Below are 24,110 nucleotides of genomic sequence, written 5' to 3' on the forward strand. Positions count from 1 at the left end.
TGACCCTCTCCGAAACGAAAAACGGGTGGGCCACGCCCACCCGATGAGACGAACGCGATCGATCGGCGAATCCTCGCCGATGGCGATCAGGGATTGGCCGGGGCCTCGGCGGCCGGCTCGGCCGACGGGATGGGCTGGGGGGCGTCCGGGTTGGGATAACCTTCCGGCGGGATGTACCCGAACGGCTTGGCGTTGGGGTCGCGGAGCAGCCGGGGCCGGACCTGGGCCGACTCGCGGAGGCAGATCAGCAGCCCGGTCTTCATCCCGAGGTAGAGGCGATCGTCGAACCGGTTGGTCATCCCCAGCGTGAAGTCGCGGAGGTTCACCCCGCTGCGCTGGTAGGTCATCCTCGGGTCGAAGATCGTCTTGCCGGTGGCCCGGTCGACAACGAACAGGTCGTCGTCGTGGGTCTCCAGGTAGAGCTTCGTGCCGCTGACGGACAGGATCCGGCCCCCCAGCGTCGAGATCGCCCATCGGGGTTGGCCGGTCTCCGCGTCGAGGGCGGACAGCTCGCCGGCTTCGTTGACGAGGAAGATGTCCTTGTCGGCGACCAGGGGCTCCTGGACGATGGCCGAGCCCGAGGCGTGATTCCAGAGCTCTTGCCCGGTGAACAGGTCCACGGCGTAGAGCACGTGGTCGGTCGAGGGGATCAGGAGCGTCCGGATACCGTAGTTGGCCAGCGGGGCGACGATCTTGTTGGATGTCGCGAAGCGATAGAGCTGGACGTACTTCTCGCTCCGCGACACCAGGACCTTGCCGTCCTGGCTGCCGACGGCCACCACACGCTCGGTCAACTGGGGCCGGGAGGAGATTCGGGCGTTGGTCGAGAAGAACCAGTCGGTCGCCCCGGTCTTCGCGTCGTAGCCGGCGAGCTTGCCCGACTCCAGCCCGACGACGACCCGCGTCTCGTTGGCGGCGGTGGCGCACGAAGGCGTATCGGACAGCTCCTGCGACCACATCTGGCCGCCGGTCCGGCGATCCAGGGCGAACAGGCGATTGGAATTCGTGACGAAGACGCCGAACGAGTTGACCGCCGCCGGGAACGACTGCGTGGTCACGCGCCCGAGGTGGGCGCTCCAGAGCATCCGGCCCGACTCGCCGTCGAAGGCGAAGAAGTTCGCCAGGTTGGTCTGGGCGAAGACCAGGCCGGAATCGATGCTCAGCGAGGTGACCTTCTCGGCCCCCTGGAGCGGGACCACGGCGGCCCAGTGCATATCGAGCCCGATCCGGGACAGCGCCGTCCGGGAGGGGATCGCCCCGGAGGCGATGGGGGCCTGGGCCCTGGCGGTCGCGGCGGCGAGCATCAGGCCGACGCAGGCCAGGGCGAGTCGACGCGGCATGACGAACCTCACGATCTCTCGGTAAGGAGGGGCCGTAACCCGGTCCGGGAGGGCCCAGCCCGGGCCCGTCCCCGACGCCCCGCCCGCGCGAATGGCGTGGGGCATCGCAGAATCATCCATCCTTGCCTCCGCCCGGTGTCGAGTCAAGTTGGCCGGCGGAGAAACCTCAGCTCGTTTCCCAGTTCCGCTCATTATTCAGGTCGAGCGGCTCGACCTCGCCCGGGTCGTCCTCGTCCGCCTCCGGGGCGCCCGCGTCGAACGGCCCGGCCGCCGGGGCGGCTTCCGCCTGGCACTTCGGGCAGAGGTCTTCCTCGCCGACGTGCGGGGCGCCGCAGCGAGGGCAGAGGCCGGCGCTCCTCCGGAGGGTCGGGAGGGCGGCCTTGAGGCTCGCCCCCTCGCTCGTGCCGCCGAACAGGGCGGCCACCGTCGCGGCCAGCTCGGCCACGTCGGCCCGGATCGTGCCGCCCCGGAGCCGCCGATGGATCAGCCCCATCAGCCACTTCACCAGGACCTGGTCGATCTCCCGGTGCGCGGCGGGTTCGAGAAGGGGGATCAGTTGGCCCCGGATCCCCAGGGCCCCCTCCACGTCGTTGACCGACCGCGCGGCCTCCAGGCGGGCGTGCAGGTCCTCGACCATCGCCCCACGGGCCCGGGCGAGCTGGTCGGCCATCCCGGAGACCGACGGATCGTCGGGCGGGAAGCCGTCGAGGATCGCCTCGGCGGCCTCCCAGTCCCCGAGCTTCAGGGCCTCGCGGAACCGGGCCGAGGCGGAGGCGCGTCCTTCCTGGAAGGATCCGCCGGCCGGCGCGACGGCCGGCCCCGAACCTTCCAGGGCGGCCGCGATCCGTTCCAGGAGGGGGATAACCCGCGCCTCCAGGAGGTCGGCCCGCCGGCTTTCGGCCTCGATCCGCAGGGTAAGCCGCTCGATCCAATGTTCCAGGGATCCGGCCGGGGCAGGCTCGCTCATCGAAAATTCCATCCGGCTCCGGGGGCGTGTGGGCGGCTCGATCTCCCCCGAATTATCGCGGCCCTCCGGCCGAAAATCCATCGCGAGCCGGCGCGGGATGCGCGACGAGGGCCGTCGGGCCGGGTCGTGCGACCCGGCCCGACGGCCCTCGATGTTGCGGCGTGATCGCCGGCCGGTCGGCTCAGTGCCCGAGCTGCTTGGCGATCCGGTTGACCGGGGTCGGCTCGTCGGAGACGGCCTCATCCAGCACGTAGTTCATCAGGTACGAGTCTTCGCCCGTGTCCTGGAAGTGCTCCCGGACGACCTCGACGGCCTTGAAGCCCTGGTCGCGGAAGAACAGCTGCGAGGGGAGGTTGCTCTCGCGGAGGTGGAGGACGATCTTGGTCCGGCGGTGGCTGGACAGCTTGCCGACGAGCTTCTCGACCATCTGGCGTCCCACCCCGTTGCGGCGGTGCTCCGGCTGGACGGCGAAGTCCAGGACGTTCAGGCGGTTCTTGTGCAGCTCGTAGATCATGAAGCCGACGACGCGCTCGCCGACCTCGGCCACCATCCCGATGCAGTTCCGCTGGCGGAGGACGCGGAGGAATTCCTCCTCGCACCAGGGGTATTCGAAGCCGGCGTGCTCGATCGCAAGGACCTCGGGCATGTCGCGCCGGATCATCCAACGGATATGGACGCGGACCTGGGTGTTGCTGGTCGGGACCGTGCTCATCGAGCCTCCTTCCATGGACTTGGCTTGGACGGACGAGACCGACCCCGCTGCGTGGGGAGGTGTTCGTCATCGGGCAGACCCGCATCATCCTGACGGCGGCGAGCGAGGCGTTTTTCGGGGCGGGGCCCCGGGCCGATCCATCGGGTCGGGGCCCGGCAGGGGCGGGGGTTTTTCCCGCCCGGATCGAGGCGGATCATAGCCAAGGCCCTGGACCCTGGCTAGACCGCTTACCCCGCGCCCTTCACGCATCCGGAAAGGTCGCGTACGGCCTCCCGAGCGGACTCGCGTGGGGTCTTTATCGGCCGGCGGATGCCCCGTCGTGAGGTTTGCAGGGAGGAAATCGACGGCGCCGGTCCCGACGGCCCGGGATCAGAACCGGCCGTACGAATAGAGGGGGTTGTTGGGGTCGAAGTCCCGCTCCAGGAGCCCCACGTTCACGCGGAGCTTCGCGTAGGTGTACTCCTCGACCAGCTCCGGCTCCAGGCCCGGCTTCTTGGGCCAGTCGTAGGCCTCGAACCGGATGGGCAGGCCCAGCTCGCGGTCGATGTAGAGCTTCACCTTGTGGAACAGGAAGTCATCCTGCCGAGACGGGTGGATCGTCTCGATCAGCAGGCAGGGCCGCTGGTCCACGCTGGCGGAGGGGTGGAAGGCGATCCGGGCCTCGCCGGGGTGGAGTTCGATGTCCCAGCGCTGCCGGACCGTCTCGATCAGGGCGCCGATGCCGGCCTCGGTGATCGGGTGGCGATTCTCCTCCATCGCCATCGACCCCCTGGGGTCGAGGTTCATGGTCCCGGCGAGCATCCGGCCCAGCCCCACGTCGTGGGCGTAGACCCTGCCCCGGTTCTTCCCGGTGACGTAGATCGCCTCGCGGCCGGCATTCGGCTGCTCGAATTTGAAGTAGAAGCTGAGCGGTGCGGTGCGCGACTTCATCTCCATGATGTGCGGCTTGACCAGCCGGCCGTCGATCCGCTCGCGCTTGTAGAACTTGCAGGTGTAATCCTTCACCGACTGGAACCGCTCCTGGCAGTCGGCGATCGCCCTCTTGGCGCGGTCGATCGCCTCGGCCTCGGGCTCGGCCCTCGCATCGGTCCCGAGCGGCCTGGCCGCCAGGTCGGCCCCCTTGGCTCCGGAGTTCTCGCGCGAAGCGGCGGCGATGCGGGGCGGGGCGGCTTCCGCGCCGGCGGGCGGGGGCCCGGACGCCTCGCCGGTGCCGGCCGGCGCCGACCAGCAGCCCAGCATCAACATCAAGGCAATGCCCGATGCCGGCCACCCTCCCTGGGGTCGCCCGCTCCCGGAGTGTTCCATATCGCGTCCGATGAGGTCAGCCATGAGGGGTCCTGTCTCCGAGCTCGGGCGAGGTGGACGGCGGCAGCCAGGATCGCGAGCGTGGCGTCGCCCCGATGGGCCTGGGAAGGCCGGGGCTCCGGGTGGAAGTGATGACGGCGTGGAAGATCGACGGCCCCACATCGCAATGATCAACTTTATCATCGCAAGATGCGGGCCAACGGGCCGGGCGTCTCGAAAACTGCGGCTCGCGACGATTCTCCGGGACGCGACGATCGTCGGCCGTCGTTTCGCGGTTCCGCAGGTCGGGATCTTGTCATATTTGCAGGCTCGCCCGAGAAATTTACAACAAGCCGCCCGTTTCGCGAAGGTCAACCCGAACCTTCCCGGGACCGGCCCGTTGGACTCCCCTTGCAACCGGGGGCGGCCGCAGTCACCATGATCGGTCGGCCCCGAATCCCCGCGAGAACCCCGTCCATGCCCGATCCGAATTACGTCATCGAGATGATCGAGTCGGCCCTGTTCGCCCAGAACTGCTACGTGCTCCGGCGCAAGGGGTCGACCCAGGCGATCGTGATCGACCCGGGGTTCGACACGCGGGCGATCCTCGACCTGCTCCGCCGCGAGGGCCTGACCCCGGCGGCGATCCTGAACACGCACGGGCACGCCGACCACATCGCCGGCAACGCGGCGATCAAGGCCGCCTTCCCCGATGCCCCGCTCTGGATCGGCGTCAACGATGGCCCCTTGCTGACCGACCCCGAGGCCAACCTCAGCCGCCCGTTCGGCCAGGACCTGGTCAGCCCGCCCGCCGATCGGCTCCTGCTCCACGGCGAGACGATCGACGTGGCCGGGTTCCGGTTCGAGGTCCGCGAGATCCCCGGCCACAGCCCCGGCTCGGTCGTCTTCATCGATCGCGACGAGGACCCGGCCCTGGCGTTCGTCGGGGACGTCCTGTTCGCCGGGTCGGTGGGCCGGACCGACCTGGGCGGGGACGGTCCCGGGCTCCTCGCCGGGATCAAGGCCCGGCTGCTCGACCTGCCCGACGACACCCTGGTGTTCTCCGGGCACGGGCCGCTCACCACCATCGGCGCCGAGAGGCGGACCAACCCCTTCGTCGGCGAGCAGCCCGGCGCCTATCGCCTCGACTGAGGCGGGGCAGGGCCGGGATCGGGACGAGAAGCCAATGGCCATCTGGGCGATCGCCGACCTCCACCTGTCGATGGCGCAGCCCGACCGCCGCGAGCGCTACGCCGCCCGGTGGCGGGACCATGCCGACCGGGTCGAGAAGAACTGGCGCGAGGCGGTGAAGCACGAGGACCTGGTCCTCCTGCCCGGCGACATCTCGATGGCCCGCAACCATCGCGACCTCCAACCCGACCTCGCCTGGCTCGACCGCCTTCCTGGGGTCAAAATCCTCTCGGCCGGCAACCACGACGGCTGGTGGAACGGGGTCGAGAAGGTCCGGCCGATGCTCCGCAAGAGCCTGGGGGCCGTCGGCGGCGATGCCATCTCGGTCGGCGGCATCGTGGTGTGCGGGACCCTGGGGGCCCCGGTCCCGCCGGACGACGTCGACCCGGATCGCGACCCCGCGACCGTCCGCGAGCTGGCCGCACTCGACCGGGCGCTGGAGCAGGCGGCCGCGATCCGCAACCCGGGCGATCCGCTCTATGTCCTGTGGCACTATCCGCCGTTCGACCAGCACCGCCGTCCGGGCCCGTGCGTCGAGCGGTTCGAGCGGGCCGGGGTCACGGCGGTGGTCTACGGCCACCTCCACATCCAGGGGCAGTGGTCGCTGGCCGTCCAGGGGGACGTCCGGGGCGTCCGCTATTGTTGCGTCCCGGCCGACGCGGTCGGCTTCCGCCCGCTCCGGGTCGACCGGGCGGCGTCCGTGTCGCGGCGATGAACTCGGGGAGATTTTGCGGATGGAGTGCATCGCCGTGATCGCCGGCTCGGCGGGGGTGATCTTCGCCAAGTTCGCCGACATCCAGGACCTGAACCCGTTCCTCTGGGGGATCCTGGCCGTTCTCGTCTACGCCGGGGCCCCGGCCCTGATGATCTACCGGGGGGCCGGCTGGATGGACTCCCCCTGGATCTGGGCCAGCTCGTTCGGGGGCCTGTTCGTCCTGTTCGTCATCCAGTCGATCGTCGCGGCCCGGAAGCGACATCGCAACCGCTGAACGGACGTCCTCGGACGTTCGGCGGGACCGGACGGCCGATGCCTCAGCGGCCGCCGGGTGAGATCGGTATCGGTGCGGAGGAGCCGAGCAGGGGGTCGCCGGGCCGGGGGTTGGGATCGCCGTCGCGGTAGACGTAGATGGCGGTCCCCGGGTGACGGGCCTTCCACTCCCCCCACGTCGTCCTCACCAGCGGATATTCCGGGTAGGGGAAGGGCACCGCGGGGTATCCCGGGTCGGGCTCATAAACCTCGCCCGTCGCCTGCTTGTAGGTGACGTGGCCGATCTTGACCAGCATCTCGTCGCCGAAGGTCCCCGCCTGCGAGATGTCGAGGGGGTCCGCCTTCCCCGGCACGGCGAACGCCCGCGTGCAGTCGGAGAGGTCGCAATAGGTGACCGTGACGGGCAGGCCGCCCACGACATCGTTGACGATGTGTCGCGTCGGCGCCCCCATCGAACTCAGGGCGTAGGCCCGCGCCTGCCCGCCCGCCACGACGCCGATGACCGGGGCGTCGTCGGGCAGCCCCGCCTCGGCCGGCGGTCGCATCGGGGGCGTCACCACGCCCGGGACCATGAATCCGACCCGGTTCGGCGGCAGCGGGGTGACGGTCTCCGTCTTCCGGGACCAGTCCCGCAACTTCGCCTGTTCGGAGAGATAGAATCCCCCCACCCCCAGCGATGCCAGGAGTACGGATCCCACCAGGAGGGCCGCCCGGGAGCGGAAGCCACGAGGTGCGGACGGGGTCTCGCCAGTGTCCACGGCAGTCATCCCGGTTGAGTGTCCTGGAAACGAGAATCGCCGCGGCCCGGCACGGGCCAGGCCACGGCGACGCGACGATTCATCTCATCCGATCAGCGCGCCCATGGGCGGGGGGAGTGCCGGGACGGCCTCGGTCTGGCGGGACCACGACTTCAGCAAGGCCTGCTCGGCGAAATAGAAGATCACGAGGCCCAGGACTGCGACCGCCAGGAACCCCAGCACGATGGTGGCCATGGTGCGGACGCCGCCTTTTGCGGGCGGGTCGCCGGCGGCCCCGGGCGCGGGGACTTCGAGTGGGGGAGGCTCGGCGGGTTCCATGCATTTTGCCCCGAGGATTTCTGGAAGCCCCTGACATCGGGCGGACATGGCCGCGGCCCGGTCGACGACCGGGCCGCGGCCCCGTGAGAGATCGTTGGCGCGATCAGTACGAGTCGGAGCTGACCACCTCGCCATTGGCGCGGGTGCCGATCGCCCAGTACGTCGGGAACGAGATCGTCTCCTTGATGAAGCGGACGCTGCCGTCGCCCATCACGAAGTTGGCGCCGCCGCTGTGATTGCTGGTGGCATTGGTGTAGTGGTCGTGGTTCGCGTTGACGCAGCAATCCATGCGGCACGCGCCCCACTTCACCTTGCCGCCGCCGTTGGGAGGCACCACCGTGTTGAAGATGCTGGCCCCCATCGATCCCCAGCCCCACCGCGAGCCGCGGCCCCCGGTGGAACCGCCGGGTGCCATGAACCAACCCGTGCAGGTGACCAGGTCCGCCTGGACCTGCGTGAGCATCCCGGAGATGTCGAGCTTGTCCGCGGCCTGGCCGCCTCCGCCTGCGTTGCCGGTCGCATTGCTCAGCTTCTTCAGCTCGGGGTTCTGGTCGCCCACGAGCGCCTCGCCGAACGCGATGGTGTTGGAGGTCCCGTCGGTGACGGCCGCGATCGGGTAGGACTGGATGTAGGCGAACATCCCGGTCGTGTTCTGGGGCACGATCTGCGTCGTGGTCCCCTGGCTGGCGTGGTAGCTGTTGATGTTCGACACCCCCGCGTTGGCGTCGGAGGGGCAGAGGAGGCTGTTGATCTTGGTGTTGTAGCCGGTCGAGTTGATCAGGAAGGCGGCGCCGGACCCGCGGGTCGGGCTCGCCCAGTTGAAGTTGATCGAGTTGTAGATCGGCGTCTGCTCCATGTACGGGAGCAGCAGCGCCTGGGCGCTCCAGCCCGACCACCCGTCGGGCGTGCCGCCGACGTCGAAGGGCTGGGGCGTCGATGCCATCGGGAATGTACCGACGGCCGAATGATAATTGTGCAGGGCCAGGCCGATCTGCTTCAGGTTGTTGACGCACTGGGACCGCCGCGCCGCTTCGCGGGCCGCCTGCACGGCGGGCAGCAGGAGGGCGATGAGCACCGCGATGATGGCGATGACGACGAGGAGTTCGATCAGCGTGAAACCACGCCTGCGAATCGGTCTGAGCATGGGCTACCTCACGAGTGAATGAGGACGGACGGACGGATCGACGCACGGCTGGCCGGGCTGCGGGACGCCGGCGGGACGGGCCGCTCGCGTGTCACCACACCCCGGTGTTCATTTCCTCCGGGCCTTGCCCGGCGGGTTGGTCTTGTAGTACTCGGACATCGACTTCACCTGCTGCTGGACGATGGGATCGGCCTGCACCATCTCGCCCGTCTGGTGACTCGACCCGCCGCACCCGGCGAGCATCCCGGAAACGGAGCAGGAAATGATGGCCGTGAAGGCCCACTGGCCAACCCGCCGGAAGCGCACGGCATCCGTGATTCGACTCTGCCTCATCAGTGCAGATCTCCGGTATTTATGAAGGGGCGCGCAGCAAGGTCGAGCCCGCCAGGTCGGGCAATCCAAGCCCCGCGCGAGCACGATCACGGCCCTCGGCCGATAACGCTAAATGAGACCGATTCTATAGAGATGTCGGAGGAGTCTACCGGGCGGCGCAAATGAAAAGAAAGTGAAAACCAGAAAAATAACCTACCTGATTTGTCACCCCGGAGTGGCAGAAAAGAGAGAAAGAAAAAATATCGTTGCCGTAGCCGTAAAACGACCAACGCCTTGGCCTTTCGAGGCGAATTCATCCCCGTCCTGATGCGTGCAATGGCCCCGGATGAATCAACCCGGCCGGGGCACAGAGACGCCGTCCCGATCCCCGAGTCAGGGGGGATCGCCGCGTCCGATTGATCGAACTCCGACCTGCCACCGCGGCGAGGCGACGACGATCGGCCGAGGGGATGCCGCGGGCAGATGTCCCGGGGCCGGCGACGCCCTGCGTGCGGATGATCGGGCCGAACCGCGATGGTGGTGCGGTCCGGCGCCGAGCCTGTCCAGGCGGAGGACACGACCGTGATGACTCGTCGGGGGCACACTGGGTGGGGCCCCTCGGATCCGGCCCGCCGGAGGGGCGGATCGCCCGTCCGTCGCCTGGACCAGCATCCCGGGCCGCAGGCGACGCCTTGGCCGACCGACGGACGATTTGCGGACGCTCAGCGAGCGGAGGAGGCCTGGACGGACGGGTCGGACTGTCGATAGGCGGCGGGGTCGCTGGCGGTCTTGTCGAAGATGGTGATGACCAGGTTCTCCTTGCGGAGCTTGGCCAGGTAGCGGTCGCGGGCCCGGTCGTAGTTCCGTTCGAACACGGCCTTGTTGATCTGGTCCTGGACCTCGTCGAACCGGGCCGGCCCCGCCTCGCGCCGGCCCTCGACCCGGACGATCCGGAACGAGGTCGGGCCTTCCAGGACCTGGCTGATCTGGCCGATCGGCAGGGTGTCCAGGGCGTGGTTGACGACGGGGTCGGCGAACCCGCCCGGGGTGGTCTCCCAGAGCCCGCCCCTGGACTTGGTCGCCCCGTCGCTGGCGGACCGGGCCACGACCTCGAAGTCCTCCCCGCGCCTCAGGCGGTCGAGCACCGCGTCGGCCTTCTGGCGGGCGGTCGCGCGGTCGGGCGACTTGCCGATGTCGACCTCGACCTCGCGCCAGGTCACCTGGGCGGGGCGGTCGAAGTTGGCCAGGTGTTCATTGTAATAGTCGCGCATCTCCGACACGTCGGCGCTGACCTTGGTGCGGATCTCGTTCCAGAGGAACTCCTGGGCCGTGAGCTTGCGGCGGAACGCCTCGCGCAGCTCGTTGACCGTGCGGCCGGACTCGGCCATCAGCTTGTTGTTCAGTTCGTACTCGCTGGACGAGGCGGTGCTGCGGAGCAGGGGGGTCAGTTCCGCCTCGCGGAACTTCCGCTCGGCGTACTCGTTGAACATGGTCTGGGACTTGGCGCTCTTGCCCATCTTCCGCTTGGCGACCTGGTTGATCAGCGATTCCTCGATCAGCATGTCCAGCGTCTGCGCCGCCAGGCGGTTCAGGGTCGCGCGGTCGGGCTGCTGCCCCTGCCCGTGCTTGCGGATCATGTCGTTGACGGCCATCTCCAGCTCGTGCATGGTGATGACCTCCTCGCCGACCGCCGCCGCGCGGCGGCTGGCCACCGGCGCGGACCTGGCCCGGGCGTTGGAGCGGGCCGAGGTCATCTCCTGGACCGAGGCCGGCATGAAGTTCAGGTCGATCGATCCGGGCTTCGCGGACGCGGCGGGCGCCTCGACGGTCACGGTCGGCGGCTCGGACGGGTCGGCGACGGCAGCGGCCGGGCCGGGGGCCGGGGGTTCCGCCTCGGGGGCCGGGGGCTCGACGGGGGGCGCCACCGACGCGGCCGGCCGGGGGGCCGGGGCCTGCGGACGGGGCCGGCTGGGCACCTCCTGCGCGTACGGTGCGGGGCGGCCCCCCGACGGGACCGACGCCGGCGCGGCCTGGAGCCGGGGCGAGGACGGGACCTGGCCGGCATAGGGGGCGGGGCGGCCGGCCGGCATCGCGGTCGATTCCAAAGGCGGCAGGACGAGGTCCGCGCCATCCACCAGGGTCGACGGGACGGTCGCCGGGTCGAGCGTGGCCGGCCCGGGCACGGGCGGAGGCGGCGGGTAGGTGGGCCTCGTCACGGCCTTCACCGCCTTCTTCGGGATCGGCCTGATGCCCGGCACGGTGGTCAGCGTCGACCCGCCGTTGATCGACGACCGGATCGAGTCCACCGGCTCGAAGCCGACCGGGGGCGACGACAGGGGCGAGGTCGGCAGCCGCGCCGGGGGCGGGGGCACGATGACCTGGGAATGGGCGGTCTCCGCCCGGACCCCGACGACGATCGCCACGCACGCGAAACCCGAGACGATACGTCGATCCATCGACAAACCTCCGACCCGATCCGTGGGGGGGCAGCATGAGTGCCGGCTGGATGATCGGTCGAAGGGGGAGCATCCGGGCCCGACGAGCCGGCGAGCAGCGAGGCCGACGCGCCGGCCGGCGCGTGGCGCGGGGATCGTAGCCGCGACTCAGCCGACCTGCAAGAGCGGTTTGAGGATCGACGCCACCACGCTACCCCGGGGCGATTTCTCGTCCAGGTCCAGCGGGATGTACGCCGTCCGGTCGTCCACCACACGCACCCGCCTGGGGTGGTGCTTGGCCAGGGCCTCGATCCGCCGGGCGATCCGGTAGGTGAGGACGGCGTATTCCCCCTCGACGTGGATCCGCGACAACTGCCACTTCTCGGCCAGGACCCGAAGCTCGGCCTCGCTCAGCATGTTCTCGGCGGGCAGGGGGGGCGGGCCGAAGCGGTCGGCCAGCTCCTTGCGGAAGTCTTCCAGCCGCTCCAGGCTCCGCACCTGGGCCAGCCGCCGATACAGCTCGACCTTCACCCGGGGGGCGGGGACGTAGTCCCTGGGCAGATACGCCCGCCAGGAAAGCTCGATCGAGCAGTCGAACGCCTGCCGCTCCGGCTTGTGGGTCAAGGACCGCACCGCCGATTCCAGCAACGAGCAATACAGCTCGTAGCCCACGCTCTCGATGTGGCCGGACTGCTCGGGGCCGAGGATGTTGCCGGTGCCCCGGATCTCCAGGTCGCGCAACGCGATCTTGAACCCGGCCCCCAGCTCGGTGAACTCCTCGATCGCCTTGAGCCGCTTGACGGCATTCGGCGTCACCGGCCGGTCCGACTCCAGCAGCAGGTAGGCATACGCCCGGTGCTTGTACCGGCCGACCCGCCCGCGCAGCTGGTGGAGGTCCGACAGGCCGTATTTATCCGCCTCGTTGATGAAGATCGTGTTGACGTTGGGGATGTCCAGCCCGCTCTCGATGATCGTCGTGGCCAGGAGGATGTCGGCCTCGTGGCGGAGGAACGACAGCATCGTCTTTTCCAGGGGCTCGGCCCCCATCTGGCCGTGGCCGATCACGATCCGGGCCTCGGGCACCAGCTGCTGGATCCGCTCCTTGACCTGCTCGATGTCGTGGATCCGGTTGTGGACGAAGTAGACCTGGCCGTCGCGGTTCAGCTCGCGGTGGATCGCCCGCTTCACGGTCTCCGGGTCGAACCGGGTGATCCGCGTCTCGATCGCCTTGCGGTCGGGCGGGGGGGTTTCCAGGTTGGAGATGTCGCGGATCCCCAGCAGGCTCATGTGCAGGGTCCGGGGGATCGGCGTGGCGGACAGGGTCAGGACATCCACGGTGGCCTTGAGCGACTTGAGCCACTCCTTGTCCTCGACGCCGAACCTCTGCTCCTCGTCGATCACCACCAGGCCCAGGTCCTTGAACGCCACGTCCTTCTGGATGATCCGGTGGGTGCCGATCAGCACATCCACGGTGCCCGCCTTGGTCCGTTTGAGGACCTCGCGGACCTCCGACTTGGGCCGGAACCGGTTGACCGACTCGACCACGAACGGGTATTCGGCCATCCGGGCGGCGAAGCTGCGGCGGTGCTGCTCGGCCAAAATCGTGGTGGGCACCAGCACGGCGACCTGCTTGCCGGCGTCGACCGCCTTGAACGCGGCGCGGATGGCGACCTCGGTCTTGCCGTAGCCGACGTCGCCGCAGATCAGCCGGTCCATCGGCCGGGGCTCGGCCATGTCGCGCTTCAGGGCCTCGATGGCGGCGAGCTGGTCGGGCGTCTCCTGGTAGGGGAAGGCCGCCTCGAACTCGGTCATCCAGTGGCTGTCCTCGGCCGGGTAGGCGATCCCCGGTTGGCTGGCCCGCGCCGCCTGGATGTCGATCAGCTCCCCGGCGAGGTCGATGACCGCCTCGGCGACCCTTTTCTTCCGTTTGTCCCAGGCCGACGAACCGATCTTGGAGAGCGGGGGCTCGGCCTTGCCGCCGCCGACATACTTCTGGACCAGCTCGATCCGGGCGATCGGCACGTACAGCTTGGTCTGCTCGGCGAATTCGAGCAGCAAAGTCTCCTCGTCGTGGTCGTTGCCACGCTTCACCAGCTGGAGGCCGCGATAGCGGGCGATCCCGTGGTTGATGTGGACGACCAGATCCCCTTCGGCCAGGTCCAGGAAGCTGTCGATGGCCCGGGTCTCGTACCGCCGCCGGGTTGCCGGGCGTCGGACGTCGGCGCGGGCGAACAGCTCGTGGTCGCCGATCACCAGGGTCTGGGCGTCGATCAGGTGGAACCCGGCGCGGACCCGCCCCACGGTCAGCTGGAGCCGGCCGCTCTGGGCGATCACCGTCTCCGCGAAGACCTCGCGCAGGCGGTCGATCTCGCCGGGGTTGTGGCAGGCGATCAGGACCTTGTCCCCGCCGGAGGCCTGGTCGAGTTCGACCTTGACCTTGGCCAGCTCGCCGGAGAACCGCTCGATGCTCTCGATCCGGAGGTGGCAGGTCGCCTCCAGGGAGGCCGCCGACAGCGTGGCGAGCGTGATCGAAGGGTGCTTGACCAGCCGGGCGAAGGTGGACTCGGCCGTGAACAGCCCGCGCGGGTCTTCCAGCCGCCCGAGGTAATGCTTGGCCTCCTCGCGGAGGTCGGCCGGCTCCACCAGGGCGACCCAGGTCCCTTCGGGGAAGGCGTCGGCGGCGTGGGCGAACCCCTTCGCGTCGTCGCCGTCGAAGGCCGGGGCCACGGTCAGCTCGATCTCCTTCTCGCGGCCCAGCGAGCGCTGGGTGCCAGCGTCGAACGGGCGGATCGACTCGACCTCGTCGCCGAAGAACTCGATCCGGTACGGATCGACCGCGTCGGGCGAGAAGACGTCGAGGATGCCGCCCCGGAGGCTGAACTCCCCGGCCACCTCCACCACCTCGACCCGATTCATTCCCCGCTCGACCAGCCACCCGGCCAGTTCCTCGACGCGAATGGTATCGCCCACCGCGATCTTGCGGGACGACTTCCGCAGGATCTCCCGGCCCGGCACCGGCTGGAGAAACGCCTGCATCGGCGCGACCACGAACCGGGGCGGGGTCGGCCCGGCCAGCGCCTTGACCACCCGCAGACGCCGGCCGTAGATCTCGTCGCCCGGCCCGGCCTCGCGCGGGAGGCGGTCCCAGGCCGGGAACATCTCGGGCATGATCCCGGCGAAGGTGGCCACGTCGTCGCGGAAGTCGTCGGCATCGCCGACGTGGGCGACCACGATCACCAGCGTCTTCGGCGCGTGGAGCCCGGCCGCCGCGGCCGCGAGCGGCCCCGCCGATCCCCAGGCCCCGTCGATCGTGGCGCTCCGCCCGTTCTTGAGCGCCGCCAGGACCTCCGGGAACCCCGGCGCCTTCTGGATCAGGCGGGTCAGTTCCTTCAGCTCCCGCCCGGGCGCGGCGGGTGCGGGCGAGGACGGCGCGGGACGGGCTGAGGTCGCGGATTTCGCCATGATGATGCCGCTGCGTTCCTGGTGCGTCGCCGGGGGGCTGTCGGATCGGCCCGGGGCGGGATACCTTCATCCCTCGTGCCATCGCCCGGACGATTCTAGGATCTCGGGCCCCGATCGACCACGCCGGGGGTCCGGGCCGGGGCCCGCTGCCGGGGGGCCGGGGGGATCTCGTGGGGCGGATCGGCCCGCACCGGGGAGGCCGTCACGCGGTCGAGCACGGCCAGCAAATCCTCGCCGTCGGCCATCGAATCGAGGCAGGCCGCGACCCCGACCTCCCAGGCCGCGGCGACCGTGGCCCGATCGGCGAACCCGATCACGGCAACCACCGGGGTCGACCGCGCCCGGTCCCCGATCGACGCGGGCCAGTCGGGCTCCAGCACCGGCACGTCCCACACCGCCGGGACCCCGGCCGGGGCTTCCGACCAGTCCCGCACCGCCTCGACGGCATACCCGCCCGCGCGGCAGGAGTCGCCCAGCGCCATCCGGATGTCGTGGACGCCGCTCACCACCACCAGCCTGGATCGCGGCCCCGCCGCCCGGTCCGGCCGGCGGTCCGGGGGCGTCGCGTGCCGCAAGACCACCGCGTCGGCGGTCGCCTCGGGCAGGATCGCGTCCACGGCCCGCGACCAGCGATCAACATCGACGTACCGGGCATGCGGCCCGACGCACAGGACGACCCGCGGCGGGACCTCGCACCGGGCCCGCAATCGCGTCAGGGACTGGGCATCGGCGGCGGTCAGATGCCCGCGATGGAGCACCACCGTCCGGGGCGCCGGGCCGGCGCTCTCCCAGGATTCCGGCAATGCGTCGGGGCAATCCCAGCGCACGGCGTCGCGGGGCAGGGCGTCGGCGATCGCGGCGACCCAAGGGTCGTCGAGTTCCCCGGCGAACCAGATCGGCCGTCCCGGTCCCCCCATATGCCTGATCCTCCGGGCCGATGGCGGCCGGCCCATCCCACGATCCCCGCCGGGACGCTATCAGATCCCCCCCAATCCGACAATCGCGGTTCCCGAGCCCGGGGCGGGCCCACTGGCACCACACCGGCCCAGCGCATAACATGGACTGATGTCCACAACACCCCATCCCGCTCCGCGACCCCGATCGCTGCGACCCGGCATCTGCGTCGGGATCGACCTGGCGGGGGTACCGCATCGCTCCACGGGGATCGCGATCCTCCGCCAGGGGAGGCTCTCGGTGCTGGCCACGGCCGGGGACGACGCCGAGATCCTCGCCTATGCCCGCCAGGCGGGGCGGTGGGGGACCGTCGCCGTGAATGCCCCGCTCACCCGGCCGATGGGCCGATGCTGCCTGGACGATGATTGCCGGTGCCGCACCGACCCGGGGACGCGGAGCCGGCAGTCGGAACGCGAGTTGGCCCGGATGGGGGTTCCCACGCTGGCCACGGCGATCATCAAGGTGCTCGCGCGTCGGGGGGCGTCGATCGCCGCCCAGTTGCGGGCGATCGGCCTGGAGCCCCTGGAGGTTTACCCCTTCGCCACCCTCCGCCTCCTGGGCCTGCCCGCCTCCGGCAAGAAGACCGAGGCCGGCCGTCGCCGGATCCACCGGGCCCTCAAGCCGCTGGTCCCCGGGCTCCGCCACCCCCGGGCCACCGAACACGAGCTGGACGCCGTGGCCTGCGCCCTCACGGCCTCGCTCTGGCGCCAGCGACGGACCCGGACCGTCGGCCACCCCGAGGAAGGACTCATGACGATCCCCGACGGCACCCGGGCCGGCCAGCGCCGCGCGGCCTTCCACCTCCCCGAACGCCGGCCCTGAACCCCACCCCCGTTTTTTTCCGGGTCGCCCGGGGAACGTGTGCGCAAAGCCACCCATTTTCCCGATAGTGTCGGGCGGGATCATCGACAGAACCGGCACCGCATGACATCCATGATCGCATCGCATGACCCATCGAACGTCGCCCAACCTTCGCGGGGAAAAAGGAACCCAATCGGCCCGGGATCGCAGGCGGGTGCCTTGCCCAAACGAACCCAACAACCCACCCATTGCCACCGGCGGGGTCCGGGAAAAACGAACCCAAGCCCCCCGTCAAAAGGCTGGCAAGCAGGGTGGCGAAACGAACCCGTCGGGCCGGGCTTCCTGGAGCGTCCCCGGCGGGGAAAAACGAACCCACCTGCGGGGGCGATGGCCGTTCGGTCGGGGCGAAACGAACCCAACGCGGCGGGTCGGGAGGAGGGGTCGGCCGGCAACCCGGCTTGCCCTGGCGGGGATGTCCGGCGATGATCGGGGCGGAGCGGGCACGGATAGGCCCGCGTAGCCGGGAACGGAGTCCGCACCTGATGCACGGTCCTGCGACGATTCGTCACCGCCTCGGGCGTCGGTGGTCCCTCCTGGTGGTCCTGGCGGCCTGGTTCGGCCCGGGCGTCGCCGCCCGCGCCTCCGACCCGCTGGTCGGGTTCGAACTCCCCGACGAATGGGAGGCCCAGTACTGGGCGAGCCCGGACGTCAAGGCGGTGCTGGAGCTGAAGCCGGACGCCCTGGCGAAGCTCGTCCCGAAGCAGGCGGGGTTGCGCTACTGCCGGTGCCCGGGGTGCGACGCCGCCGAGGCCGACGACCCGCTCGCCTGGTCGGCCCGCAAGCCCGACGTGGTCGCCTGCCGGAAGTGCAAGGCCGAGTACCCCAACGACAAGGTCCCGGCCAAGGTCGAGAACAAGGTCCCGACCGAGACGGTCCAGGTCACCCCGACCATCTCGCACGCCTATCCGTACGAGAAGCTGGCCGACGACAAGCAACGCTACCCCGACGAGCGGCTCTACCTCGAAGCCAAGCGCGACTACGAGGCCCGCGAGTTCCTGGCCAAGTTCGCCCTCTACGCGGCCGTCCGCCACGGCGAACAGCCCGCCGGGGCGAAGGACCCGGCCCTGGCGCGGGCGGCGGCGGTGCTGATCCTCCGGTTCGCCCAGGTCTATCCGCTTTATGCGCTCCACCTCGACCAGCCCGGCATGGCCAAGTCGCTCGAACCGGCCCGGATGGACCCGCCCTATCGCCGGGGCTACCGGACCGGCAAGTGGGACTGGACCGGGAGCCAGGATGTCCCGCTCAACCTGGTGATCGCCTACGCCAAGCTCCGCGACGACCCGGCGATCGCCGAGGCGGGCCGGCTCCTGAACGACGCCCACCCGGCCCGGACGATCGAGGTCGACCTGTTCCGGGCCTCCGCCGGGTTCGCCCAGGCCCAGCCGGCCGAGAACGACGAGCGGTCGCTCCAGGTCGATCGCGGCGTTCTGGCGGTCGGCCGCCTGCTGGGCGACGCGGCCCTGGTCGCGGACGCCAACCGCCGCCTGAACGCGTTCGCCGAGGCGGGGTTCTATCACGACGGGCTGTGGCGCCAGGGGGACGCCCGGTCGCACCGCACGGTCATGGCCCTGCTGGACGGCTGGATCGAGCGGCTGCTGCTGGCCGACGAGGCGCCGCCCCGGGCCCCGAAGGTCGGCGTGCGGCCCCCGGCGCGGAACGTGGCCGAGGCCGTGCCGATGCTCGCCCTCGCCCGGTCTGCCGGGGCCTCGGCCCAGACCGTCCCGGCCCTTTCCGACGTCCGCCTGGCCGCCTGGCCGGCGCCGACCTCGACCGAATCGGGCCATCGCCCGGCGTTGCTCGGCGGCGCGGGGCTGGCCCACCTGGCGGTCGGGCAGGGGGAGGACGCCCTCGACCTGGAGCTGCGCGGGATGGGCAACTTCGGCTCGACCCGGTCGCGGAGGCAGGCCCTCCGGCTGGCCGTCGGCGGGCAGGTCGTCCTCGGGGACCTCGACGAACTCCCCCCGCGCCCGGACGGCTGGGACCTGTCCTCGGCCGCCCACAACACGGTGATGATCGATGGGTTGAACCACCGCGAGTCGGTCGCCCGGCTCCGGGAGTCGGCCGTCGGGGGGAACTGGCTGTTCTTCGCCGCCGACCCCGACCTGCAGGTGGCCGTGCTCGACGACCCGAAGGCCTACCCCACCGCCGCGACCCGGTTCCGGCAGACGGTGGTCGTCTCGTCGGGGCCGAAGGAGCGATACGCCGTCTCGGTGTTTGAGGTCCAGGGGGGCCGGCAGCACGACCAGATCTTCCACGGCCCGGCCGGGTCGCCGGCCCGGTGGGAGCCGGCCACGCCGGTCCAGCCCGGCCCTGCGACGCTGCTCCCGCCGAACATCCCGTTCCTGGCGACGACCTCGGCGGCCGATAACCGCTGGTTCGTCCAGTCCTACGGCGAGTTCGCCGACCTGTCCCACGCCCGGCTGACCCGGCCCACCTCCGCCACCCTGGCCGAGCCCGGCCGGCCCGGCGTCCGGCTCCACGTCCTGGGGGACATGCCGGCCGCCCTGATCACGGCCCGGACCCCGCACGAGGTCGACGACGCGGAGGCCCGCCGCTCGGCCCTGCTCCTGCGCCGGCGGTCCAACGACGGCGAGCCGCTCCGGTCGACCTTCGTCTCCCTGTTCGAACCGATCGGCACGGGCCAGCCGGCGATGAAGGTCGGGCGGGCCGCGGCGCCCCCGGGGGTGGTGATCCTCTACCTGGAGACCGCCGACGGGCCAGAGCACCTGATCTTCAACGACCGGCCCGGCACCGCCCGGACGGTCGAGCTGGCCGACGGCCGCTCCCTGGTCGTCGACGGCCTGGTCACGCGGGTCCGGGGCGAGGACCTGGCGATGGCGGGCGGGACCGAGGCCAACCTGGCCGGGACCGTGCTCCGCCAGCCCCGGTTCCACGGCGAGATCCTCTCCTCCACCCGGTTCGCCACCGCCGAGGGCCGGGGCTGGTTCGAGACCGACGCCGCCGTCCCGCCCGGCATCGACCCGGCCGGCCGGACCCTGCTGATCCGCCACGGCGACGGGACCACGCGCGGCTGGACGCTGGTCCGGGTCGAGCCGGTCGCCGCCGGGCGGGTCCGGCTCCACGTCCGCGAGGAGCCCGGCTTCCTGGTCGAAGGCAAGGAGCGGGCGGCCCACTACTACCAGTTCCCCGGCACCACCCTGCGCGGGCCCCACCAGTTCAACATCTCCGGGATCGGGCGGGCCGGAGCGTCCGCCACCGCCCGCCTAAACGGGGAGATGCCGCGTTGATTCTTGACAACATGCCTCGACAAAATGAAGCAAAGCGATACACTTGATTTTGCCGGTCGTGAAGCCATACCGCCTCCACGCCACTCCGATCGGCCGAAGCGTTGGCTTCGATCATCCGCTCTTTTCTCGGGCCCCGCCGATCCGTCCCACGATGGATCGACGGGGTTTTTCGTCGTTTTCGCTTGCCCAGGCCTCTTGTTTGCATCAAATTTGTCCGATGTTCATGGACCCGGCTGACCGATTCATCGGGATTTATGGAGTGGCTCGTCATGGATCACCTCGAAACGCGGGAACCCGCCGTGGAGACCGATGACCGATTCCCGACCGGCGCCTGGACCGGGTTCTTCCTCCAGCCGAGCCGGCCCGGCCGCCACTGGATGGAGCTGGACCTCACGTTCCGCGAAGGCCGGATCGAGGGGGAAGGACGCGATTCGGTCGGGGCGTTCCGGGTCACCGGGCGTTATGCGGTCGAGGACGGCGTCTGCCGGTGGACCAAGACCTACATCGGCGAGCACAGCCTCAGTTATCTGGGGTACAATGAAGGCAAGGGGATCTGGGGCAACTGGGAGATGACGGCCGCCTGGCGCGGCGGCTTCCACGTCTGGCCGGTCGCGATGGGCGACCCGACCCTGGTCCGCCGGGCCGAGTCCGTGGAAGAGCCGATCTCGTTTTCCGACCTCTTCGCCCCGGAAGGGGAGCCGTGCGAGGTCGGGGCCCCGGTCGGCGCGGCCGTGGGCGAGCCCTTCGGATCGCCGGTCGATGACCCCGACCCGAGCTACTGAACCGAGATGTCCGGGAGTCCCGCGATGATCGAGCCTGGGCAGGTGGCCCCCGACTTCGCCCTGCTCGATGCCGACGGGCGCGAGGTATCGCTCGCCTCGCTCCGGGGCGAGTGGGCGGTCCTTTTCTTCTACCCCCGAGACAACACGCCGGGCTGCACCAGCGAAGCCTGCGACTTCCGCGACCTGGATGCCGATTACCGCGGCCTCGGCGCCCGCGTGATCGGGATCAGCCCCGACGGCGCCGCGTCGCACGACCGGTTCGCGGCCAAGCACCGGCTGACCTACACCCTGCTGTCCGACCCCGGCGGGGAGCTGGCGCAGAGGTATGGGGTCTCGGCCGAGAAGCGGATGTACGGGCGAGTCTCCCAGGGGATCGCCCGCACGACGTTCCTGCTGGACCCGGAAGGGGTTGTGCGGAAAGTCTACCGCAAGGTCAAGGTCGCCGGCCACGCGGCCGGCGTGCTCGCCGACCTGCGGGCCATGACCTCGAAGTGAGCGGTCAGCCGATTTCCGAAGCCTCGGCCGTCTCGCGGAGGTCGAGGACATCGCGATGGTCGGCGAGGTGGCGTTCGAGCTTCCGCAGGGCCTTGTACTTCTCGTCGCTGACCCGAGCCACCGGCAGGTCCATCTTCCGACTGATGTCGGGGACGGTCCAGCCGCGGGTCCAGAGTTCGACGATCTCGTCCTGGCGGGGCGACAGGACGGCATGCCGGGCGGCCTCCAGGATCTCGCCGAGTTCCTGGCGGTCGCGGTCGCGGCGGTCGTGGTCGGTGCCGGGGGTCGCGACGGGGTCGAGCGGCTGGTAGCGGCGGGCCCGCTGGACCCGCTTGCGGACCATATCGATGGCCCGGACGAGTTCGCGACGCTCGGGCGTCTCGTCGGCCAGCACGAGGTTCAGGTCGAGTTCCCCGGCGCGGGCCTTGCCCAGCAGGCGGCAGCAGACCTCCTGGGTGCAGTCATCCCAGAGGCCCGGGTCGAGCCGTGCATTCCGCCAGCAGACCGCGCAGTAGCGCTGGATATCGCGGACCAGGTCGGTCTCGCTGGCATGCGCCGTGAGCGCGGCGAGGCCCATGACCAGGGCCATGGCCCCGGCCCGGCGGTTCTTCGCGAGCTTGGCGAGATTCTTCGTGTCGAGCGGCATTCTGATCCACTCCCCGGGTAGGGGAAACCATCGGAGGGGGCGGGCCAACCCGCCCGCCCAGGACTGACAGGACGTCGCGGCATCGATTCTCGCCGGGCCCCATCGGGTCAACGGCGGCGGAATCGGGAGACGACACCCGGTGGGGTCCGGGGCGTCACGATCGTCCAACCCCGAGCCAGGGCCAGCCGCTTGAGCTTGCGATGGGGGTGGACCACCACGGCCCGCCCCACCTGCCCCAGCAGGGCCCGATCGCTCCAATTATCCGCGTAGGCGACCGCATCGTCCATCGCGATTTGCCGGGCGGCGGCCCATTCGCGGGCCCAGTAAAGTTTCCCCTCGCCGTAACATGGGGGCCCTTCGGCGATTCCGACGAGCCTCCCGCGTTCGATCCGCACCGGCGTCGTGAGGCTATCCGTGCAACCCAGGTAGATCGAGAGCGGTTCCAGGACGATTCCAGGCGACGACGAGACCAGGACCACGGCCGTCCCGTTGTCCCTCAGCCCATTGAGGTGTTCCACCACCCCTTCGTAGAGCCGAGGCCGGACATGCTCGACGAAATTGTCGTAGGCGATCCTCTGGAGGTCGATGATCGGGATCCGCGCGATGCTCTGGAGCCCGAAGGCGACGAGGCGGCCGTAGTCGAGCCGGCCGAACCGATGCTGGAGCCCGTGGTACATGGCCCGGAGCACGAACGACCGCTTGATCAGGCCGCGGCGGCGGAGGATCCGCGCGAACAGGAAGGTCGTCGTCTCGGCCAGCAGCGTGCCGTCGACGTCGATGAACGCCACGGCGGGGGGCTTGTCGAAGGTCGGCCAGGTCACGCGCCCCTCCCGGAGGAGACGCGTAGCCCCACCTCGTCGGCCAGCGACCGGGCGGCGGCCGGGTCCTGGGCCTCGGCGATCACCCGGACGATCGGCTCGGTGTTGCTGGCCCGGACGTGGACCCAGCGGTCATCCCAGGCCAGGCGGAGCCCGTCCCGGCGATCCACCTTCGCCCCGGAGTAGCCCGCCTCGATCCCGTCGAACACCCCCGCCACGGCGGCCACGCCCCCGGCCAGGGGGAACTGATCCTTGACCATCGCATACCGGGGCAGCCCGTCGACGAGCCTAGACAGGGGCTCGCCCGTCGCGGCCATCAGGTCCAGCACGAGGGCCATCGCGACGAAGCTGTCCCGAACGAACCCAACGCGGGGGTCGATCACCCCGCCGTTCCCCTCGCCGCCCAGGACCGCCCCATGAGCCTTCATCGCCTCGACGACGTGGATCTCGCCGACCGGGGTCCGGACCACCGGGCACCCCTTGCGGATCGCCAGGTCCTCGGCCGCCTTGGAGGTCGAGAGGTTGAGCACGACCGTCCCGGTGGCCTGGGCCAGGCGGTGCGAGGCGGCCAGCGCCAGGGTCAGTTCCTCGCCGATGTACCGGCCATTCTCGTCGATGATCGCCAGGCGGTCGGCGTCCGGGTCCTGGGCGAAACCGACCGCCGCGCCCAGGGAGGGCACGGTCGCGGAGAATCGGCGGAGGTTCGCCTCGGTCGGCTCCGGCGGGTGGTCGTAGCGGCCGTCCGGGGCGCCCCCCAGGACGATCGGGGTGCATCCCAGGGACCGCAACAGCGTTTCGCCCATCCGGCCGCCCGCCCCGTGGCAGGCGTCCAGGGCCACCGTGAACCGCCGGGAGCGGATCGCCACGACATCCACCGTGGCCAGGACGGCCGCCAGGTGGTCGGCGTCGGGGTCGTCCAGGGGGCGGACCCGGCCCAGGGCATCCCAGGCCGACCAGCCGAAGTCGCGGGCCGCGAGCCGATCCAGGACCCGACGCCCGGCCTCGGGGCCGAGCACCATCCCGCCCGGCTGGAAGAACTTCAACCCGTTGTACTGGGGCGGGTTGTGGGACGCCGAGATCTGCACGCCCCCGGCCGCCCCGAGGTCCCGCACCAGCCGACCGAGGGTCGGCGTGGCGACCGGGCCGGCCAGCCAGGCATCCCGCCCGGTGGCGAGGACCGCCGACATCACGGCGGGCAGGAACACCGGCGCCGAGGGGCGGCCGTCGTGGCCGACCACGATCGGGCCTCGCTCCATCCCCGAGGCGTAGGCCGCGGCGAACTCGGCGGCCGTCGCCGGATCGATCCCGTCGCCGACCACCCCGCGCACGCCCGATACACTCGCGATCCTCGTCCCGCCCACGCACCCCTCCGCCGCCGTGACTCGGGCACCCTGC

At 70.6% G+C, this 24,110-nt stretch carries 21 protein-coding genes; 7 read left to right on the forward strand and 14 right to left on the reverse strand.

Features of this window, described 5'->3' with window-relative positions:
* Window positions 1–86: 86 nt before the first annotated feature.
* The 4 genes from TA3x_RS06490 to TA3x_RS06505 form a co-directional block, all read right to left on the reverse strand.
* Window positions 87–1,340, reverse strand: coding sequence for a PQQ-binding-like beta-propeller repeat protein (locus TA3x_RS06490; protein WP_435019443.1), 1,254 nt, complete (start codon window positions 1,338–1,340; stop codon window positions 87–89).
* Between the two features lie 166 nt (window positions 1,341–1,506).
* Entirely contained in the window at window positions 1,507–2,307 is an 801-nt protein-coding gene (locus tag TA3x_RS06495) for a hypothetical protein (protein ID WP_435019445.1), read from the reverse strand.
* A gap of 181 nt (window positions 2,308–2,488) precedes the next feature.
* Window positions 2,489–3,019, reverse strand: coding sequence for a ribosomal protein S18-alanine N-acetyltransferase (gene rimI, locus TA3x_RS06500; RefSeq protein ID WP_435019447.1), 531 nt, complete (start codon window positions 3,017–3,019; stop codon window positions 2,489–2,491).
* Window positions 3,020–3,388: 369 nt separating this feature from the next.
* Entirely contained in the window at window positions 3,389–4,264 is an 876-nt protein-coding gene (locus tag TA3x_RS06505; protein WP_435022303.1) for a DUF1571 domain-containing protein, read from the reverse strand.
* Between the two features lie 516 nt (window positions 4,265–4,780).
* On the opposite strand from TA3x_RS06505, the gene TA3x_RS06510 reads away from it, so the two are divergent.
* The 3 genes from TA3x_RS06510 to TA3x_RS06520 are packed head-to-tail and all read left to right on the forward strand — an operon-like array spanning window position 4,781 to window position 6,483.
* On the forward strand, window positions 4,781–5,455 hold the full coding sequence (locus TA3x_RS06510; RefSeq protein WP_435019449.1) for an MBL fold metallo-hydrolase: 675 nt from the start codon (window positions 4,781–4,783) through the stop codon (window positions 5,453–5,455).
* A gap of 34 nt (window positions 5,456–5,489) precedes the next feature.
* On the forward strand, window positions 5,490–6,209 hold the full coding sequence (locus TA3x_RS06515; protein WP_435019451.1) for a metallophosphoesterase: 720 nt from the start codon (window positions 5,490–5,492) through the stop codon (window positions 6,207–6,209).
* Between the two features lie 19 nt (window positions 6,210–6,228).
* Window positions 6,229–6,483 (forward strand): hypothetical protein, encoded by a 255-nt coding sequence (locus tag TA3x_RS06520; protein WP_435019453.1) that lies wholly within the window; start codon window positions 6,229–6,231, stop codon window positions 6,481–6,483.
* A gap of 43 nt (window positions 6,484–6,526) precedes the next feature.
* Here the strand turns inward: TA3x_RS06520 and TA3x_RS06525 are convergent, their stop codons facing one another.
* The 7 genes from TA3x_RS06525 to TA3x_RS06555 all read right to left on the reverse strand — a co-directional run bounded on the left by TA3x_RS06525 (window position 6,527) and on the right by TA3x_RS06555 (window position 15,828).
* Window positions 6,527–7,240, reverse strand: coding sequence for a DUF3179 domain-containing (seleno)protein (locus tag TA3x_RS06525; RefSeq protein ID WP_435019455.1), 714 nt, complete (start codon window positions 7,238–7,240; stop codon window positions 6,527–6,529).
* An 84-nt stretch (window positions 7,241–7,324) separates the two neighbouring features.
* Window positions 7,325–7,474 (reverse strand): hypothetical protein, encoded by a 150-nt coding sequence (locus tag TA3x_RS06530; RefSeq protein ID WP_435019457.1) that lies wholly within the window; start codon window positions 7,472–7,474, stop codon window positions 7,325–7,327.
* 187 nt (window positions 7,475–7,661) lie between these two features.
* Entirely contained in the window at window positions 7,662–8,702 is a 1,041-nt protein-coding gene (locus TA3x_RS06535; protein ID WP_435019459.1) for a DUF1559 domain-containing protein, read from the reverse strand.
* A 108-nt stretch (window positions 8,703–8,810) separates the two neighbouring features.
* The gene (locus TA3x_RS06540) at window positions 8,811–9,035 is read right to left on the reverse strand and encodes a hypothetical protein (RefSeq protein WP_435019461.1); all 225 of its coding nucleotides are present in this window, start codon (window positions 9,033–9,035) and stop codon (window positions 8,811–8,813) included.
* Window positions 9,036–9,736: 701 nt separating this feature from the next.
* The gene (locus tag TA3x_RS06545; RefSeq protein WP_435019463.1) at window positions 9,737–11,470 is read right to left on the reverse strand and encodes a peptidyl-prolyl cis-trans isomerase; all 1,734 of its coding nucleotides are present in this window, start codon (window positions 11,468–11,470) and stop codon (window positions 9,737–9,739) included.
* A 147-nt stretch (window positions 11,471–11,617) separates the two neighbouring features.
* Window positions 11,618–14,911, reverse strand: a complete 3,294-nt coding sequence (gene mfd, locus TA3x_RS06550) for a transcription-repair coupling factor (protein ID WP_435019465.1) — start codon at window positions 14,909–14,911, stop codon at window positions 11,618–11,620.
* 95 nt (window positions 14,912–15,006) lie between these two features.
* Window positions 15,007–15,828, reverse strand: coding sequence for a hypothetical protein (locus TA3x_RS06555; protein WP_435019467.1), 822 nt, complete (start codon window positions 15,826–15,828; stop codon window positions 15,007–15,009).
* A gap of 148 nt (window positions 15,829–15,976) precedes the next feature.
* Here TA3x_RS06555 and TA3x_RS06560 point away from each other — a divergent pair, with 148 nt between their 5' ends.
* From TA3x_RS06560 to TA3x_RS06575, 4 genes are all read left to right on the forward strand, one after another.
* Window positions 15,977–16,687 (forward strand): DUF429 domain-containing protein, encoded by a 711-nt coding sequence (locus tag TA3x_RS06560; protein ID WP_435019469.1) that lies wholly within the window; start codon window positions 15,977–15,979, stop codon window positions 16,685–16,687.
* Between the two features lie 521 nt (window positions 16,688–17,208).
* Window positions 17,209–19,974 (forward strand): hypothetical protein, encoded by a 2,766-nt coding sequence (locus tag TA3x_RS06565; protein WP_435019471.1) that lies wholly within the window; start codon window positions 17,209–17,211, stop codon window positions 19,972–19,974.
* Between the two features lie 269 nt (window positions 19,975–20,243).
* Window positions 20,244–20,756, forward strand: coding sequence for a hypothetical protein (locus TA3x_RS06570; RefSeq protein ID WP_435019473.1), 513 nt, complete (start codon window positions 20,244–20,246; stop codon window positions 20,754–20,756).
* Window positions 20,757–20,780: 24 nt separating this feature from the next.
* Window positions 20,781–21,251 (forward strand): peroxiredoxin, encoded by a 471-nt coding sequence (locus tag TA3x_RS06575; protein WP_435019475.1) that lies wholly within the window; start codon window positions 20,781–20,783, stop codon window positions 21,249–21,251.
* Between the two features lie 4 nt (window positions 21,252–21,255).
* On the opposite strand, the gene TA3x_RS06580 is transcribed toward TA3x_RS06575, so the two are convergent.
* The 3 genes from TA3x_RS06580 to glmM form a co-directional block, all read right to left on the reverse strand.
* Entirely contained in the window at window positions 21,256–21,897 is a 642-nt protein-coding gene (locus tag TA3x_RS06580) for a sigma-70 family RNA polymerase sigma factor (protein WP_435019477.1), read from the reverse strand.
* 107 nt (window positions 21,898–22,004) lie between these two features.
* Complete coding sequence (locus tag TA3x_RS06585; protein WP_435019479.1) at window positions 22,005–22,718, reverse strand: HAD family hydrolase; 714 nt, start codon at window positions 22,716–22,718, stop codon at window positions 22,005–22,007.
* Window positions 22,715–24,076: a phosphoglucosamine mutase gene (glmM, locus tag TA3x_RS06590; protein WP_435019481.1), complete on the reverse strand. Its 1,362-nt coding sequence runs from the start codon at window positions 24,074–24,076 to the stop codon at window positions 22,715–22,717. The genes TA3x_RS06585 and glmM overlap by 4 nt, the downstream gene beginning before the upstream one ends.
* Window positions 24,077–24,110 lie beyond the last annotated feature (34 nt).

The organism is Tundrisphaera macrotermitis (assembly GCF_051175315.1).
Classification (GTDB): Bacteria; Planctomycetota; Planctomycetia; order Isosphaerales; family Isosphaeraceae; genus Tundrisphaera.